General features: G+C 40.9%; 12 protein-coding genes, 4 tRNA genes and 3 pseudogenes. 10 read left to right on the top strand and 9 right to left on the bottom strand.

Going from position 1 to position 14472, the window contains the following annotated elements:
- The first annotated feature begins 248 nt into the window (after positions 1 to 248).
- From LOC50_RS11040 to LOC50_RS11020, 5 genes are all read left to right on the top strand, one after another.
- Positions 249 to 431 (top strand): hypothetical protein, encoded by a 183-nt coding sequence (locus LOC50_RS11040; RefSeq protein ID WP_036980126.1) that lies wholly within the window; start codon positions 249 to 251, stop codon positions 429 to 431.
- Between the two features lie 128 nt (positions 432 to 559).
- A tRNA-Ser gene (locus LOC50_RS11035) sits at positions 560 to 652 on the top strand.
- Positions 653 to 686: 34 nt separating this feature from the next.
- Positions 687 to 763 (top strand) — tRNA-Arg (locus LOC50_RS11030).
- Positions 764 to 821: 58 nt separating this feature from the next.
- Positions 822 to 898, top strand: a tRNA-Arg gene (locus LOC50_RS11025).
- Between the two features lie 143 nt (positions 899 to 1041).
- Positions 1042 to 1118: transfer RNA gene (locus tag LOC50_RS11020), tRNA-Arg, on the top strand.
- 747 nt (positions 1119 to 1865) lie between these two features.
- Here LOC50_RS11020 and LOC50_RS17485 read toward each other — a convergent pair.
- A pseudogene (locus tag LOC50_RS17485) lies at positions 1866 to 2012 on the bottom strand (hypothetical protein); the annotation flags it as partial.
- Positions 1978 to 2076, bottom strand: a pseudogene (locus tag LOC50_RS17480) (hypothetical protein); the annotation flags it as partial. The pseudogenes LOC50_RS17485 and LOC50_RS17480, both read right to left, overlap by 35 nt.
- A 72-nt stretch (positions 2077 to 2148) precedes the next feature.
- Here LOC50_RS17480 and LOC50_RS11015 point away from each other — a divergent pair.
- The 4 genes from LOC50_RS11015 to LOC50_RS11000 all read left to right on the top strand — a co-directional run bounded on the left by LOC50_RS11015 (position 2149) and on the right by LOC50_RS11000 (position 8082).
- A complete protein-coding gene (locus LOC50_RS11015) occupies positions 2149 to 3321 on the top strand; it encodes an exo-beta-N-acetylmuramidase NamZ family protein (protein WP_250653226.1) in 1173 nt (390 codons plus the stop codon).
- Positions 3322 to 3351: 30 nt separating this feature from the next.
- Positions 3352 to 4992 (top strand): penicillin binding protein PBP4B, encoded by a 1641-nt coding sequence (gene pbp4b / locus LOC50_RS11010; protein ID WP_250653225.1) that lies wholly within the window; start codon positions 3352 to 3354, stop codon positions 4990 to 4992.
- Between the two features lie 80 nt (positions 4993 to 5072).
- Entirely contained in the window at positions 5073 to 6449 is a 1377-nt protein-coding gene (locus LOC50_RS11005; protein ID WP_214552771.1) for a Na+/H+ antiporter NhaC family protein, read from the top strand.
- Between the two features lie 487 nt (positions 6450 to 6936).
- Complete coding sequence (locus LOC50_RS11000) at positions 6937 to 8082, top strand: RelA/SpoT domain-containing protein (protein ID WP_250653224.1); 1146 nt, start codon at positions 6937 to 6939, stop codon at positions 8080 to 8082.
- A gap of 76 nt (positions 8083 to 8158) precedes the next feature.
- Here LOC50_RS11000 and LOC50_RS10995 read toward each other — a convergent pair whose 3' ends face one another.
- The 7 genes and pseudogenes from LOC50_RS10995 to LOC50_RS10960 form a co-directional block, all read right to left on the bottom strand.
- Positions 8159 to 8770 carry a hypothetical protein gene (locus tag LOC50_RS10995; RefSeq protein WP_250653223.1) on the bottom strand — a complete coding sequence of 204 codons (612 nt, stop codon included), beginning with the start codon at positions 8768 to 8770 and terminating at the stop codon, positions 8159 to 8161.
- Positions 8757 to 9347 (bottom strand): RNA polymerase sigma factor, encoded by a 591-nt coding sequence (locus LOC50_RS10990; RefSeq protein WP_250653222.1) that lies wholly within the window; start codon positions 9345 to 9347, stop codon positions 8757 to 8759. Before LOC50_RS10990 ends, LOC50_RS10995 begins: the two co-directional genes overlap by 14 nt.
- Before the next feature lie 14 nt (positions 9348 to 9361).
- Positions 9362 to 9993, bottom strand: a pseudogene (locus tag LOC50_RS17475) (energy transducer TonB).
- 141 nt (positions 9994 to 10134) lie between these two features.
- Positions 10135 to 10815 (bottom strand): DUF799 domain-containing protein, encoded by a 681-nt coding sequence (locus LOC50_RS10975; RefSeq protein ID WP_036980120.1) that lies wholly within the window; start codon positions 10813 to 10815, stop codon positions 10135 to 10137.
- 1 nt (position 10816) lies between these two features.
- Positions 10817 to 11164: a DUF4810 domain-containing protein gene (locus LOC50_RS10970; RefSeq protein ID WP_090493816.1), complete on the bottom strand. Its 348-nt coding sequence runs from the start codon at positions 11162 to 11164 to the stop codon at positions 10817 to 10819.
- Entirely contained in the window at positions 11161 to 11844 is a 684-nt protein-coding gene (locus LOC50_RS10965; protein ID WP_214552769.1) for a CsgG/HfaB family protein, read from the bottom strand. Before LOC50_RS10965 ends, LOC50_RS10970 begins: the two co-directional genes overlap by 4 nt.
- A 318-nt stretch (positions 11845 to 12162) precedes the next feature.
- Entirely contained in the window at positions 12163 to 13494 is a 1332-nt protein-coding gene (locus LOC50_RS10960) for an MFS transporter (protein ID WP_036980117.1), read from the bottom strand.
- A gap of 666 nt (positions 13495 to 14160) precedes the next feature.
- On the opposite strand from LOC50_RS10960, the gene LOC50_RS17470 reads away from it, so the two are divergent.
- Positions 14161 to 14451 (top strand): hypothetical protein, encoded by a 291-nt coding sequence (locus LOC50_RS17470; protein WP_350309919.1) that lies wholly within the window; start codon positions 14161 to 14163, stop codon positions 14449 to 14451.
- The last annotated feature ends 21 nt before the right edge of the window (positions 14452 to 14472 follow it).

Genomic DNA, 14472 nt, shown 5'->3' with positions numbered 1-14472 from the left:
TAATTGTTTTCACATTAATAATGAAGTCTAGGTATAAAGAGCAATTAACCTTTAATTCAGTTTCACTCGCATATGGTTACTCCACTGCTTAGCAACATTACAGCAGTGATATAACTTTTTGGTATGATTGTTTTTTAAACATTGTGTTGTATTTATGTAAATTTTTTAGCTAAAATGTGGCGGAAATTTATACGCTGTCATTCTTAGTCGTAAAAAATAAAAATTTCTAAAGGACTTAGAAAAATAATATGAAAGTTAAACAAGTAGAACCTTTATCTGATGAAAACACCACTGAACAACAGCGACAAGCATATTATCGTGCGTGTATTGCTGAGTTTCAGAAGTTAGGCTATCAAGAGCAATACCTTGCTGAACTTACGGACGAACTAGTGCCAGTGATGGGTGTAAACTCAAGCACGCCAAATGCCTAACCCGATTAAATTTCGAACTAATTTTACTGTAAAACTAAACATATGTGCAATCTATAGCCATATAGTCACTTTTGTCAGAAAAGTGTTTGACATATTTTCTGAAATCTTTATTATACGCCCCACAAGACGGAGAGGTGTCCGAGTGGCCGAAGGAGCTCCCCTGCTAAGGGAGTATAGAGTTTGTAGCTCTATCGAGGGTTCGAATCCCTCCCTCTCCACCATTTTTTAAATGGCGCATCTTGTAAAATAAAGTATGGGCGCATAGCTCAGCTGGATAGAGTACCTGGCTACGAACCAGGCGGTCGGAGGTTCGAATCCTCCTGCGCCCACCATACTTTACTCTCTTTTAGAGAACGCTCTGCTTAGAGTTAAAACAAGCAAAATGAAAGTGGGCGCATAGCTCAGCTGGATAGAGTACCTGGCTACGAACCAGGCGGTCGGAGGTTCGAATCCTCCTGCGCCCACCACTTTCATTGCAACTCCTGCTAAGAGTATAAATAAGTAAAGTGTTGGCTAATGCCAAGCGGTCGGAGGTTCATTCTTATTAGATACGTCCTACGCCCACCACTTTCAACTCTCACTTAGAGTATAAATAAGTAAATATGAAAGTGGGCGCATAGCTCAGCTGGATAGAGTACCTGGCTACGAACCAGGCGGTCGGAGGTTCGAATCCTCCTGCGCCCACCACTTTCATAAATAAGCCGACATTAAGTCGGTTTTTTTGTGCCTGGAATAAATCAAAGCGTGGATGTGGATAGAGTACCTGGCTACGAACCAGACGGTCAGAGGTTCACTCTTAGAAGATACGTCCTGCGCCCACCACTTTCATACATAAGCCGACACTAAGTCGGTTTTTTTGTGTCTGAAATAAAGTGAATATGAGAAAGTAGCAAGCTACGAACCAGGCGGTCGGAGGTTCACTCTTAGAAGATACGTCCTGCGCCCACCACTTTCATACATAAGCCGACACTAAGTCGGTTTTTTTGTGCCTGAAATAAAGTGAATATGGGAAAGTAGCAAGCTACGAACCAGACGGTCAGAGGTTCACTCTTAGAAGATACGTCCTGCGCCCACCACTTTCATACATAAGCCGACACTAAGTTGGTTTTTTTGTGCCTGAAATTTGAGAAGGCTAACAGATATTAGTTAAACCTAATTATACACACCGCTAAATTTTGCATTCAGCCACTTCTCTAAAAGCGCAGCGCCTCTTAACCTCTTTGTGAATAACGCCCTTAAAAACCTAAATGCACAAAGAGAAGTGAAAGAGGAGTAAATGAGACGTTCAAAATCACCATGAGTATTTAAACGCCAGCAAGCTACATTTTACAAATAATATCATCGTCAACTTTTAATGTGGACGTAGTGCTTACTCACGTTAGAAACACAGTTTCTCATTGCTAAAACCTGGGCGAGATAAAATCCCACTAAAACCTAAAAATTTCGCTTGCAAAAGGCTCGGTGTTTTATTTTTATTACCTGACCGCTGACCGCTGACCGCTGACCGCTGACCGCTGACCGCTGACCGCTGACCGCTGACCGCTGACCGCTGACCGCTGACCGCTGACCGCTGACCGCTGACCGCTGACCGCTGACCGCTGACCGCTGACCGCTGACCGCTGACCGCTGACCGCTGACCGCTAATTCTTAAAACCTAAGCTGCTCTTTAAACTCGGCTGTGTTATTTTAAACGTCTTGTTTAAAAGGATCTTGCTGTATGTTTAAAACCGTGTTTTTTACCTTCTTTTTTATACTAAGTGCACTTTTTACCGTTGCTACACATGCAAATGAGGCTAAACATGCAATCGCCGTTGGTGCAGAGCAATTTGCTTTGTATGCACCCCAATTAAAAAACAAACGTGTAGGGCTGGTGGTTAACCAAACCTCTGTAGTGGGGCAAACGCATTTAGTTGATAGCTTGCTGGCTAAAAACATCAACATCACTAAAATTTTTGCACCTGAGCATGGCTTTCGAGGCGATCACGATGCCGGTGCTCATATACAAAACGCCGTTGATAGCAAAACTGGTATTGCGCTTATTTCTATTTACGGTAAAAACAAAAAGCCAACCCCCGAGTCATTGCAAAATGTAGATGTAATTATTTTTGATATTCAAGACGTGGGCGTACGCTTTTATACCTACATAAGCTCTATGCATTACATGATGGAAGCCGCGGCCGAGCAGGGGATTGAATTTATAGTACTCGATAGGCCAAATCCTAATATTAGCCACATTGACGGGCCAATTTTAGAACCGAAGTTTAAATCGTTTGTGGGTATGCACCCAATCCCTGTACTGCATGGTATGACGGTAGGCGAGCTTGCTAACATGATCAAAGGTGAGGGGTGGATCAATCAGGCTCGTGATTTAAAGCTAAATGTGATCCCTGTTGCCGGCTACACCCGCACAACTCCATATAGTTTGCCGGTAAAACCAAGCCCTAATTTACCCAACGATCAATCAATTGCGCTTTACCCATCACTTTGCTTTTTTGAAGCCACTCCTATTAGTATAGGTAGAGGAACTGACTTTGCCTTTCAGGTTATTGGTTATTCACCAGTAGCACTTGGGGATTTTAGCTTTACCCCTCGCTCAATAAAAGGCGCAGCGCTTAATCCTAAATTTAAAGATCAGCTAGTGAAAGGGATTGATTTACGCCATAGTGATACCGTCGGTTTAAACTTAAATTATTTAATTAATGCTTACCAGCAGCTTACACAGGCTAAACAGCTGTTTTTTGAACGTGCCGATTTTATGGATAAGCTCGCAGGAACTGATAAATTAAGGCTCGCCATAGAAGCAGGGCACTCAGCTGAGGAAATTAAACAAAGTTGGCAAGCCGGGCTTAAACAGTTTAAACAGCAAAGAGCGCATTATTTGCTGTATTGATAAAAGGGATGCGTGCATTGGGCTTTAAAAATGATAAACAATAAAACGTACTATAAAGTAGTTATATTGCTGCTGAGCATTATTATTGCGGGCTGTAGTCACTCTACAGCAATTAAATCAGAGCGCCCTTTAACGGCTAATCATATTAACGCGTTAGCTAATGCGCAGGTGATTGCTACCTTTCCTGAGCCAAATCCCAGCAGCAGAGAATATGTAAATAACCGCGGCACTTTTAAAGCCTACCGGGGTCGTGGACAACTATTGCTACAAAATGTCAGTGCGGTTAGCGCCGATATATACATCAATAATAAAAAGCTCTCTCTTAATGAGCCTTTACGCGCTAACACCGAGTACGACTTTAATTTAGGGCACTATACACATAACGGCGTGAACACCTTTAAGGTAGAGAATATTCAACCTGCTGGTGGTAGTTTAACCCTGCGCTTTGCATTTGCTACTTTAGAAAATACCGCCACAAAAGAAATCGACTTTAGCCAAGTTGATACCTTAATTGAAAACGATATAAAAGCAGGCTTTCCAGGAGCGGTATTAGCGGTTGTTAAAGCGGGTAAGGTATTAAAATTAACCGCGTATGGCGATGCAAAACAATATCAGCAAAGTGATTTAATGCTACTGCGCCCAGAGCCTATGCAAACCAATACCTTATTTGACTTAGCCTCAAATACTAAAATATTTGCTACTAACTTTGCATTAATGAAATTGGTCAGCGAGGGGAAGTTAAACATAAATCATACGGTGCATTCATACCTAAAAGAGTATCAGGGAGGTGGTCGAGAGCACCGCCAAGTAAAAGACTTACTAACTCATAGTGCCGGTTATCCGCCAGTGTTTGATTTTCATCGAAAAGACACCGCTTACGGCGATGCGTTTTTCTCACAAACAAGCGAAACCACGAAACAGCTATTATTAACAAGCGTGCCATTAACCGCTGAACCTACAGCGCCGCATGTTTACTCTGATATTGATTACATGATTTTAGGTGTTTTAATTGAGCGAATTAGCGGCCAACCACTCGATGAATACCTAGAGCAGCATATTTACGCGCCTTTAAAACTCAATAACACCTTATTTAACCCGCTTAAAAAAGGCTTTAACCGTCAGCAGTTTGCTGCCACGGAGCTTAGCGGTAATACTCGAGATGGGCGTATTCATTTTGATAATATTCGCACCAATGTACTGCAAGGGCAGGTGCATGACGAACGTGCTTATTATTCGCTTGATGGTGTTGCAGGCCATGCGGGATTATTTAGTAACGCTCCCGATTTAGCTGTGCTGTGCCAAGTTCTACTTAACAAAGGTGGTTATGGCGATACGCAAATTTTTAACGCCAGTAGCTTAGCGCAATTTTTAACGCCACAAAGCAGTGATGAAACCTACGGGTTAGGTTTTCGTCTTGCGGGAAATAACCAAGCGCGGCGCTGGCACTTTGGCCCTTATGCCAGCGCTCAGGCCTATGGCCACACAGGGTGGACAGGCACAGTCACCGTGATTGATCCGGCCTACGATTTGGCCATTATTTTACTCACTAATGCGCGGCATACTCCTATTAAAGGTACTGAAAAGCGCTATCAATTTGTAGGGAAAAATTTTGAAACAGCGCAATACGGCTCTATTGTGTCGCTTGTTTATGAGGCATTATTAAATCAATAAGCGTTAGTAAGTGACTTAATTGCTTATATCTATTAAGTTAAGTAAAGCGTCGGCATTATAAAAATAAATAAGGTTTGTTTATGCATTGGTATTCTATTTTACCGCCACTGATTGCCATTGCTATCGTGTTTTGGCGTAAAGAAGTGATTATGGCTCTTTTGGTGGCAGTGGCTTCATCAGAGTTTTTACTAGCCATTCAGGGCGAAGGAAATAGCGTATTTAATACATTTTTAAATACCATAGAGCGCATTATTTCGGTAGCAAGTTCGCCAGGTAATACCCGTATACTCATATTTAGTATTTTAATAGGCGCATTACTGGCTTATATTCGCGAGTCTGGCGGTGTTGCTGCTACCGTTAATTTGCTAATGAACAAAGGTGTTGCTAAAAGTAAGCGCCAAGTAGGCTTTTTAACTATGTTTACCGGCGTAGCGGTATTTATAGAGTCAAACTTAAGTGTGCTTACCTCGGGTATTTTATCTCGCGGTCTGTTCGACAAATTTAAAATGAGCCGCGCGCGTTTAGCCTACATAATCGATAGCACCAGCGCCCCTGTGTGTATTTTAATATTACTAAACGGCTGGGGTGCATTCGTACTGGGCTTGCTAGGTAATTACGAATTAGGCGAGTCGGCCGTATCAGTGCTGTGGGGCAGTGTAGGCTATAACTTTTACGCCATAATCACCTTGGTTATTGTTTTTTATACCATTGCCTTTGATAAAGTACATGGCCCAATGAAAGTAGCTGAACAAAAACTAGAGCTACAAACAACCGAACTAAAAGAAGAAGTAAAAGGCTCTAAAGCACGCTTTATGCTAGTGCCACTGTTAACGCTAATTGTTAGTATGGTTGGCTTTATGTTTTATACCGGTAACGGCGTACTTGCCGAGGGCAGCGGTTCAAAATCAGTATTGTACGCCACGGTTTTAGCTATTGTTGTAGCCTATTGTTTAATGATTGGCTCGCGCCAATTTACCCACCACCAACTTGTTGATACCGGCTTTAAAGGCATGGGTGAATTACTCCCACTGGTAAGTATTGTATTGCTCTCGCTCACCTTAGGTGCAAGCTTAAAAGAGCTAGGTACAGGTGTGTTTGTGGCATCTTTGGTTGGCGACTACTTACCAATATATTTAATAGTGCCCGTGCTGTTTTTAACTGGCGCGGTTATGTCGTTTACTACAGGCACCTCGTGGGGCACATTTGCCATACTCATCCCCATTGGCGTACCGCTTATTCAAGCGCTTGGTTTACCGCCATCGCTGGTAGTAGGCGCTATTTTAGGTGGCGGCATATTTGGCGATCACTGCTCCCCTATATCCGACACCAGCGCAGTATCGGCTATTGCATCAGGCTGCGACCTACTTACCCACGTTAAAACCCAGTTACCCTATGCATTAGTAGGCGGCGGTTTAACGTTTGTAGCTTACTTAGTAACGAGCTTAATTGTTTTGTAGGTTGGGTAGAGCGTAGCGAAACCCAACAAAGTGAGTGAGTTTAAAGCCTGCAAATCTGCAGGCTTTTTTGTCGCGCTGGCGACTGCAGCCAAAGAGGGGCTGCCGCTGACCCATCTCTGGACTCTCCCAGCGCCACCCGAGCATCACGCTTAATCCTTCAAACCGTAATTGATGTGAACGTAAACGGCGAAGATAGGCCATCCATGGCCTAGTTTCGCCTTATCGCGCATTGCCTATATGGACGTAGGTACTTAGGATTTGTCGGGAACAAAATCCTGCCATGCGCGATATTACTCATCAATTACTTATTTCCAGGGCGTGATGACGGGGAAAGGGGGTTAAATGTGAGATTGGCTTTTGGTCTTGGCGATATACAAAGCCGACTTTAGAAACTTAACATAAGTATATTTCTGATTAAGAGCATTTTATTTATGTATGGTTTTAGATAAACTGTCACGTAAATCTCAATCACAAATATGGAATTAGAGTGTATTCAGGAAAACAAGTTATTAAAGCTGGAGAAACACTTTTATTATCCAACCTAAGTGATACAGACCCTCATTTATTTTCTCGTAGTATGGATGTCTTGTCTTTTTGGCGCTTTTCATTTGAAGATGCATTAGACACAGCCTTTTCAATATTAGTAAGGGAAACCTTACCACATGATAGTGACGCAATTTTTGCCAAGAGATTAAAACGCCACCCTTCTATAGTTTCAAAACTAAAACGTTTTGATACGATGAAGCTAAAAAATATGCAAGATATCGGTGGCTGTAGAGTAATCTTAAAAGATGAAAAAAAATTACGAAAAGTAGTTCGAAGTTTAAAATTACTTCCTGAGTTTCAAAATAAAAATGGCAAATATAAATATAAGGATTATATCAAAACACCTAAAAAGGATGGTTATCGAGGGTATCATCTAATAGGCCGCTTCATTGATAGTCAAGGGAAAGAGAAGAGTATTGAAATTCAGTTGCGAACAAATATTCAGCACTCTTGGGCGACAGCTCTGGAAATTGTCGACTTATTTACTGGGCAAGCTTTGAAATCGAGTATTGGTGAAGAAAAATGGAAAGATTTTTTTAGTGCTACTAGTGAACAGTTTGAAGTTATTGAAAGAATACCTTTATATTCTGGGTTATCGCCCCAAGAGTTTGTTTCAAGATTTGCGAAAAAGTTAAGTTCGAGCAATGATATACAACTTATATATAGTCATAAGTTATGTTTGTATTATTTAAAGGATTTAGGCGTTATAGAGCGTTTGGGTGCATTTGCAGGTTCTTTAAAAGTAATTGATAACCAGCTTTTAGAAATAGATAGTAAGCCAGGTTACATACTTTTGGTAATTGACTTTGATGAAAATAACTTAACCTCTACTTTGTTTTCGGATGATCTAGATGGTAAAAGAGATGCCGAAAAAAGTTATATTGAAGCGGAAAAATATGCCGCTGCAGAAGATGGGATTGTCGTTGCACTCGTTTCATCGTCAAATGTAGGCGGAATAAGGGATGCTTATCCAAACTATTTCGCTGATTCTACAAACTTTTTAAAGTATTTAGAATTGTTAACTAAAATTGACAATCCTATTAAGTTAAATATGAAACGTAGAATGAAATTTGCTGGCGAAAGATAGTATTTAGAAAAGCTTTTGAGTTTTACTTTTTTGGGTTTTCTTTAATAATTACAATGCCATTATGGAACTAAAGGCACTAGGATTCACAAATATTTACCCTAACCCCCGCATGTTTAAGCCCCACAATCTGCCCTTTACCATTATGTGCCATGGCCAACATATCACCCGTATTTATATCGCTTTCAACCGCGTGTTTACCCTTTAAATCACTTAAGAGCGACTGCTTAATTTGCACCAGTACCTCGTCATTACAACTGGCTATGTACCAGTCGTTGTCGACCTTTACGAGCGTGCCGTATTCTATATGGTGTTGTTGATGGCGGTGTAAGTCGTTTGCTAGTTGGGTGTCGAGCGCGCGTTTTTGTTGCGTTATGGTGCTTGCGTAGCTACCTGTTTGATCTATTTCATGCGTTGTTATAAACGAGTAGTCGTGTATGTCTATGGTGTTTAATACGGTTTTAGGGGCAGTATTTATCACGTTGTTACTATCGAATACTATAAAGGCCAGTAATCCCAATGCGCAGGTAAGGCTTGTGAGTTGTAGGGCAAAGCCAAGCTTTTTAGGTTTTTTTTGGGCTACGCTGTGTTTTAACGCCTGTTGTTGAGCATGCGAAAGGCTGGTACGTGCTTTTCGCTCGTTATAATGTTGTGTGAGCTTTTCATCAAACTGCTCATCAGGCTTGTTCATTACGGTCTCCTAATAATTGTTTTAGGTTTTGTTTGGCGTAGCGTAGCCTTGTTTTTATGGTTTGGGCGTTGCTTTGCGTTATAAGTTCTATGTCGGCAAGGCTAAAGCCTTCTTGTTGTAGGGTGATGGCTTCGCGCTGCACAAAGCTAAGTTGCTTGAGCGCTGTGTTAAATGCTTCGTAACTTATGTGTGTGTCACCTATATGCGAATCACCACTTGTTAATTCACTTTGATTGTCATTTTGCGCAGGCAGTTGGCTGTTTTCGTCAAGCTCTACAAAGTGTTTTTGTTTACGGTATTCGTCTATCAGAGTGTTACGTGCGAGTCGAAATAACCATGCTTTAGGCGTGGTTTGTGCTTGGTAAAGGTGGCGCTTTTCAATAACCTTTAGCCATGTTTGTTGGCTTACGTCGTATGCTAAATGTGTATTAGATTGGGTAACTAGGTAGTGATATAAATTGTTACTGTATAAGGTAATAAGTTGCTCTAAGTGGCGGTTGTCGCCACTTTTTGCACACCGCGCCATGCAGTCTTTGCTTGGCACTTCAAATAACCATGACTTAATATTCAATAGCATAGGCGCTTATTCCCTTACTGCGAACTGTCTAATTTAAAATCAAGCTGTACGGTTTGACCTGTTTGTAATTGTGCCACACCTTCAATTACTTTTGGACGATATTTCCAGCGTTTAATGGCGCGAAGTGCTTCGCGATCAAATATGCGTTTTGGTTCGGCATTCACTACTGTGGCATCAATTACTTCACCTGTGGGTGAAACATTAAAGCTAAGTTGCACCCAGCCTTCTATGCCATCACGTGCTGCGGTAGTTGGGTATTTAGGATTTATACGTACAATGGGTGAAGCATCTCCCGTAGGGCGGGCAATTATTTGCTTCATATCGTCACCAAGTCTGTCAATTACTATGGGTGGTGCTGTGCTTATTGCTGTTATTGGCTCATTACTAGGTGTTACACGTGGCGGTGCTTTAGGCGGCACTTTAGGTGTGGGTGGTGCGGTATTCTTTTAATATGCGTGGTTTGTTTATCTTCTGGTGCTTGAAAAATCTCAACAGTAATATCATCACCCAATTTGATAGGCGCTCTTTGCTCGCCACTAATTAAGTATTGCATAAAGGCAAATGCGATAAAGGTGATCGCGACACCGCCAATAACAGCTGTTGATGCTTTGAACATGGGGTTTTTAGGGAATTCAAGTGTGTGCATAAGCCGCGCCAAATTAACTTATTATGTTGTTTCAGAGCTATAACGGCTGGCAAATAGAAAAGGGGTTAAATAGTTTTAAAATTTAATTTATTAAAAAGCCGAGTTAGTATTTAACTCGGCTTTTGTATATTTAATTACAAACTACTGTTTCTTTTCACTTAGCGCGGGCTGGCCGTAGTTTGGCGAGCGTGGGCCATACAATAAACCATTGTATGTATCAGATGAAAGCAAACGATTAGAAGTAATTGCTGCAACTTCAAAGCCTTTATCACTCACTGTTTCAGCAATTTGATTAATAGCTGCAACAACTAGCATTCCGACTAAACCACCACCAGTGTTGTTGTTTTGTTGCTCAGCAGACGATGCTCTCGCCTTATCCTGCCATAGGACTTCGCCAGTGCGTAAATCAACAAGTCTTGCTGATACGGTGACCGCTGTTTCACTTGAAATAACTACGTAGCTGGTACCGTATTCTTCAATGTTGATATATAAGGCTGAATCAGCACCAAAAATATCATGTAGCTTTTTAACGGGCACTTGGTGGATATCGTTTGCAACCGTTAAGCCATTACCTTTAAAGGTTTGATCAACAACCGCGACAGGAAATACATAAAAACCAGATTCAGCGATAGGAGTCATCATTTGTGTCATTACACTATATGGCGCGATTACTTCTGGTGTGTTGTTTAAAGGAGGCAACACAAGAATTGAATGAGGATCTGCTTGTCTAAATGCACTGTAATCATGGCTCGGGGGCGGTGATACACATCCTGCGAGTGCTGTTAATAATGTTGCGATAGAGATTAGCTTTAAATAACGCATATTAAGCACCCTTTGCCGATTTTAGAAGAAAGTCGATGTACTGAACTGATTCAGGAAATAATTGTTTTTCTGTTTCAAAATGAGCAATACCTTTCACAGCATTGCCTGTATCAAAATACAGCATACCTAAATGAGCATGTAAGCCTGGTGCTATTGCTTTACTGTTATTAGCTGCATCAGCAATAACCTGCTCTAGAATAGTTATTTGCTCTTCAACCGAAACCTCATCTGCTTTTAAATAAGCATAAACGGCGCTGTTATAGTCACCGTAATAATAAAGAGGTTCTTTGGTGTTATTACACCCAGTAAGCGCGACGCATACTATAGCGGTAGCGATTAGCTTTTTCATGCTTTACTACCCCATTGACCCGATTCAAGACCAGTAACTAGTTTGTTTACCACTTCACGAATCGCTAAATCGAGTACTTTTCCGTTTAATGTTGCATCGTATGAAGCTGTGCTACCAAAGCCAACCACTTCACGCTCTGATAAGCTGTACTCGCCAGCACCTTGTACTGAGTAAATAACTTCTGATGTTGTTACATCAACAATGTTAAGTGTTACTTTGGCGTATGCAATTTGCGACTTGCCTTTTCCTAATAAACCGAATAATTGGCGATCACCTATGGCTTTACGGCCAAATTCAGTTACATCGCCAGTTACTACAAACTTTGCACCGCTAATTACTTGCTTTGCGCCTGTTAATTTAGCTTCTTCTGCAAGTGCTTGCATGTTGTCGCGATCCAGCACACTAAAACGGTTAGTTTGTTGTAAGTGGCTCATTAAGGTTGTTTTTGCTTGGCTACCTAAGCGATCTTGGCCTGATGAAAATATACCATTTTGAAAACTTGAGCGATTTACAAACTGACCCACAACTAATTTACTCTTGGTGCCAGAGTAAGTGGTGTTGTAAGTTGCGACAGTTGGTGTATCTATAGCTTTTGATGAAGTAGTTGCACAGCCAGATAAAGTGGCAGCTGCAAGTGCAGCAATTAGGGCTGTTGCAAAATGTTTTTTATTTTTTAACATGAAATTTTCCAATGTTCGTATGGGATAAATAATTAAACGAGCACTTGGAGATGTGTTTACACTGATAAGCTTATGACATTGTTCAAGAATCCGTTCCGAGGTCATTTATAAACAAAAAGTGATTAATATGCAATTATTATTGTTTTTAATTGTAAACAACGTTAATTGTTAGGTGTTTATAATTGCTCTTATTAGCTTAAAAATTATTGATATTTTCTCTAATTTTGTTGGTTAACTTTTGAGACGCTTCATTTAATTGAGGCTGAAAGTGCAGCGCCATTGAGTGTTCATTAGTTGTTTGTTAGTGCATAGCAAGCGCTATGCATTTTTTTGCTCGTTTTCCAGGTCTTTAAACAGCTCCCCTTGGGGATGTTCAAAAAACTCATCATCTATTTCTTCGTCATCCACAACCAACATTTGATCTTGTGCGGTGGTTTCTTCAATACGGGGATCCATAGTGGCAGCCAGTGGCGAGTTAGTTACATCAGAAGTACCCACCACATAATCACTGGGTTCAGGCTGCTCTACTTTTTGTTTAGAATTAATAAACGTGAGTAATAAATACATGGTTACGGTTAATAGCGAAATAGACGCATACAATGCTTGGTGCCCAAAGTAGCTCATGATCTGTGCGTTAACTGTTGAGCCTATTGCTGCCCCAGCGCCAAAAGCAACCAATAACGCTGATGACACGCCTACGCGTTCTTCGTCTTCAACTCGCGAATTGGCCAGTGCCGAACAAAGCGGATATAAAGTAAAGGCAAACAAACCAAATATAAAGGTCAGTATGTAAGCAATTAACTGTGAGCTTGGTAATAAAAACAATGCCAAACTCACAATGCCTATGGCTATGGCATTAGTACGAATTAATAAACTACGGCGAATACGGTCAGAAAGCATGCCCATTGGCCACTGTGCCAGCAGGCCAGCTAAAATAGTTAGCGACATAAAAATAGCAATTTCAGCGGCGTTAAAGCCTGATAACTTAGCAAAAATAGGTGCTAGACCATAAAAGCTACCATTGATAATGCCTGCAAAGTGGACCGCAGTAAGCGATTGTGGCACTTTTTTAGCGTAATCAAATAGGCTCATTTTTATCGGTTTTAAGGGTTTTGGGTGGATTCTGCGGGTGATAGAAATAGGAATAATGCCGATTGCTAACGCCATGCAGACTAAAAATAGCGGCGCATAACCTAGCTCAGGAAATTGTGCGAGCGCTAATTGCCCTAAAATCATCCCCAAGTATGAAGTGATCATATAAAACGAGAATACCCGGCCGCGTGATTCGGGGGCTGACTGTTCATTCAGCCAGCTTTCTAGCACCATGTAATTACACATCATACCTAAGCCAACAAAAAACCTAAGGCCTAACCATATATAAAGATTATCACTCACCCCGTGAGCAGCCACACAGGCAGTAACCGCCGCAGTACTTGCTGCAAAGGTTCTTATGTGACCCACCGATTTAATAAGATGATAGCCAAGTTTTGAACCCAGTAATAAGCCAAGGTAATAACACGAGGTCATCAAGCCTATCCAAAACGTAGACGTGCCTTGTTTACCTAAATAAAGCGCTAAATAGGTAGTAAGTAAACCGGTACCAATAATTAAAAATAAATTAGCAAAGTACAGTGACGGAAATGATTTCATTAAAATGCAAATTATGAGCTAAGACAACTAGATACTAGAGCAAGCGAGAAGGTTTTCCAAGCTGTAAAAGGGAGTTTTATATGGCGCAGCCCTATGCAGACTTTAAATAGAGGTTAATGAATAAAATAATCATTTAATAATATTTTCATTTCACCGTTTTGCAGATATTCGGTAATTTTTTTGTTTATTTTTTCGTAACTATTCACCAAAACAAACTATTTTCTAAGGATCTTTTTTAGCTATTGGCTGATCCTGCCAGTATGCCAAGCTAGAGCGATTACCCTATTGCTCTAGCTTTAATGAATTTAAACCGCATAAATATCACTGAAATAGTTGAGCAAACTAAAATTCAGTTACAAGAAGATAAAACACTCTCGCCAGCGTTGAAGATGTCTATCGAACTCATTCTTGTTGTCGTTGTTATGCTAGCTAACCTAAACTCCGGATAATAAATCCATCTCAAGCAGCTATTTTCAGCGCTAACTGCGTTGAATTTACTTGCAATAGGCGAGCTATTGACGCGTAATTTCGCCTTGTTTTCACTAAAAATCTCTAGCTAGAGATAAATAAACACAAATATCTTTTATTGATTCAACGTGTTAGTAAATCTCTTAACCAGAGTTCAGGTTAGCTAGTAAATTAGGACTTAATAGTCAAAATAGTAGCATTCCTCCATCAAAAGATATCAACCGTACAAAGCCAACGAGAGAGAAGTCAGAAAAATCAGCTGGCGGACAAAAAGGCCGAGTAGATAAAACGCTGACTCAAACAGAAACACCTGATGAGGCACAAGTCATTTTAGTTGACCGAGATTTTTTACCTAAAGGTCACTATCGTGAGGTGGGTTTTCAAAAGCGACAAGTCGTCGATATAGATATCAGTAAAGTGGTGACCGAATACCAGGCTCAAATCCTTGAGAATGAGCAAGGGATGCGGTTTGTTGGTGAATTCCCCTAAGGTGTTAACGGTCCTATTCAA

The sequence above is a fragment of the Pseudoalteromonas sp. SCSIO 43095 genome, from assembly GCF_023650455.1.
In the GTDB taxonomy this organism is placed as follows: domain Bacteria; phylum Pseudomonadota; class Gammaproteobacteria; order Enterobacterales; family Alteromonadaceae; genus Pseudoalteromonas; species Pseudoalteromonas tetraodonis.
This window is presented reverse-complemented; position numbering and strand designations above follow the sequence as displayed.

Coding starts and splice junctions, on each gene's coding strand:
- LOC50_RS11015 (WP_250653226.1), top strand. CDS start 2,149: ATGTTTAAAACCGTGTTTTTTACCTTCTTTTTTATACTAAGTGCACTT.
- LOC50_RS11005 (WP_214552771.1), top strand. CDS start 5,073: ATGCATTGGTATTCTATTTTACCGCCACTGATTGCCATTGCTATCGTG.
- LOC50_RS10960 (WP_036980117.1), bottom strand. CDS start 13,494: ATGAAATCATTTCCGTCACTGTACTTTGCTAATTTATTTTTAATTATT.
- LOC50_RS11040 (WP_036980126.1), top strand. CDS start 249: ATGAAAGTTAAACAAGTAGAACCTTTATCTGATGAAAACACCACTGAA.
- LOC50_RS10995 (WP_250653223.1), bottom strand. CDS start 8,770: ATGAACAAGCCTGATGAGCAGTTTGATGAAAAGCTCACACAACATTAT.
- pbp4b (WP_250653225.1), top strand. CDS start 3,352: ATGATAAACAATAAAACGTACTATAAAGTAGTTATATTGCTGCTGAGC.
- LOC50_RS10990 (WP_250653222.1), bottom strand. CDS start 9,347: ATGCTATTGAATATTAAGTCATGGTTATTTGAAGTGCCAAGCAAAGAC.
- LOC50_RS10970 (WP_090493816.1), bottom strand. CDS start 11,164: ATGAAAAAGCTAATCGCTACCGCTATAGTATGCGTCGCGCTTACTGGG.
- LOC50_RS10975 (WP_036980120.1), bottom strand. CDS start 10,815: ATGCGTTATTTAAAGCTAATCTCTATCGCAACATTATTAACAGCACTC.
- LOC50_RS10965 (WP_214552769.1), bottom strand. CDS start 11,844: ATGTTAAAAAATAAAAAACATTTTGCAACAGCCCTAATTGCTGCACTT.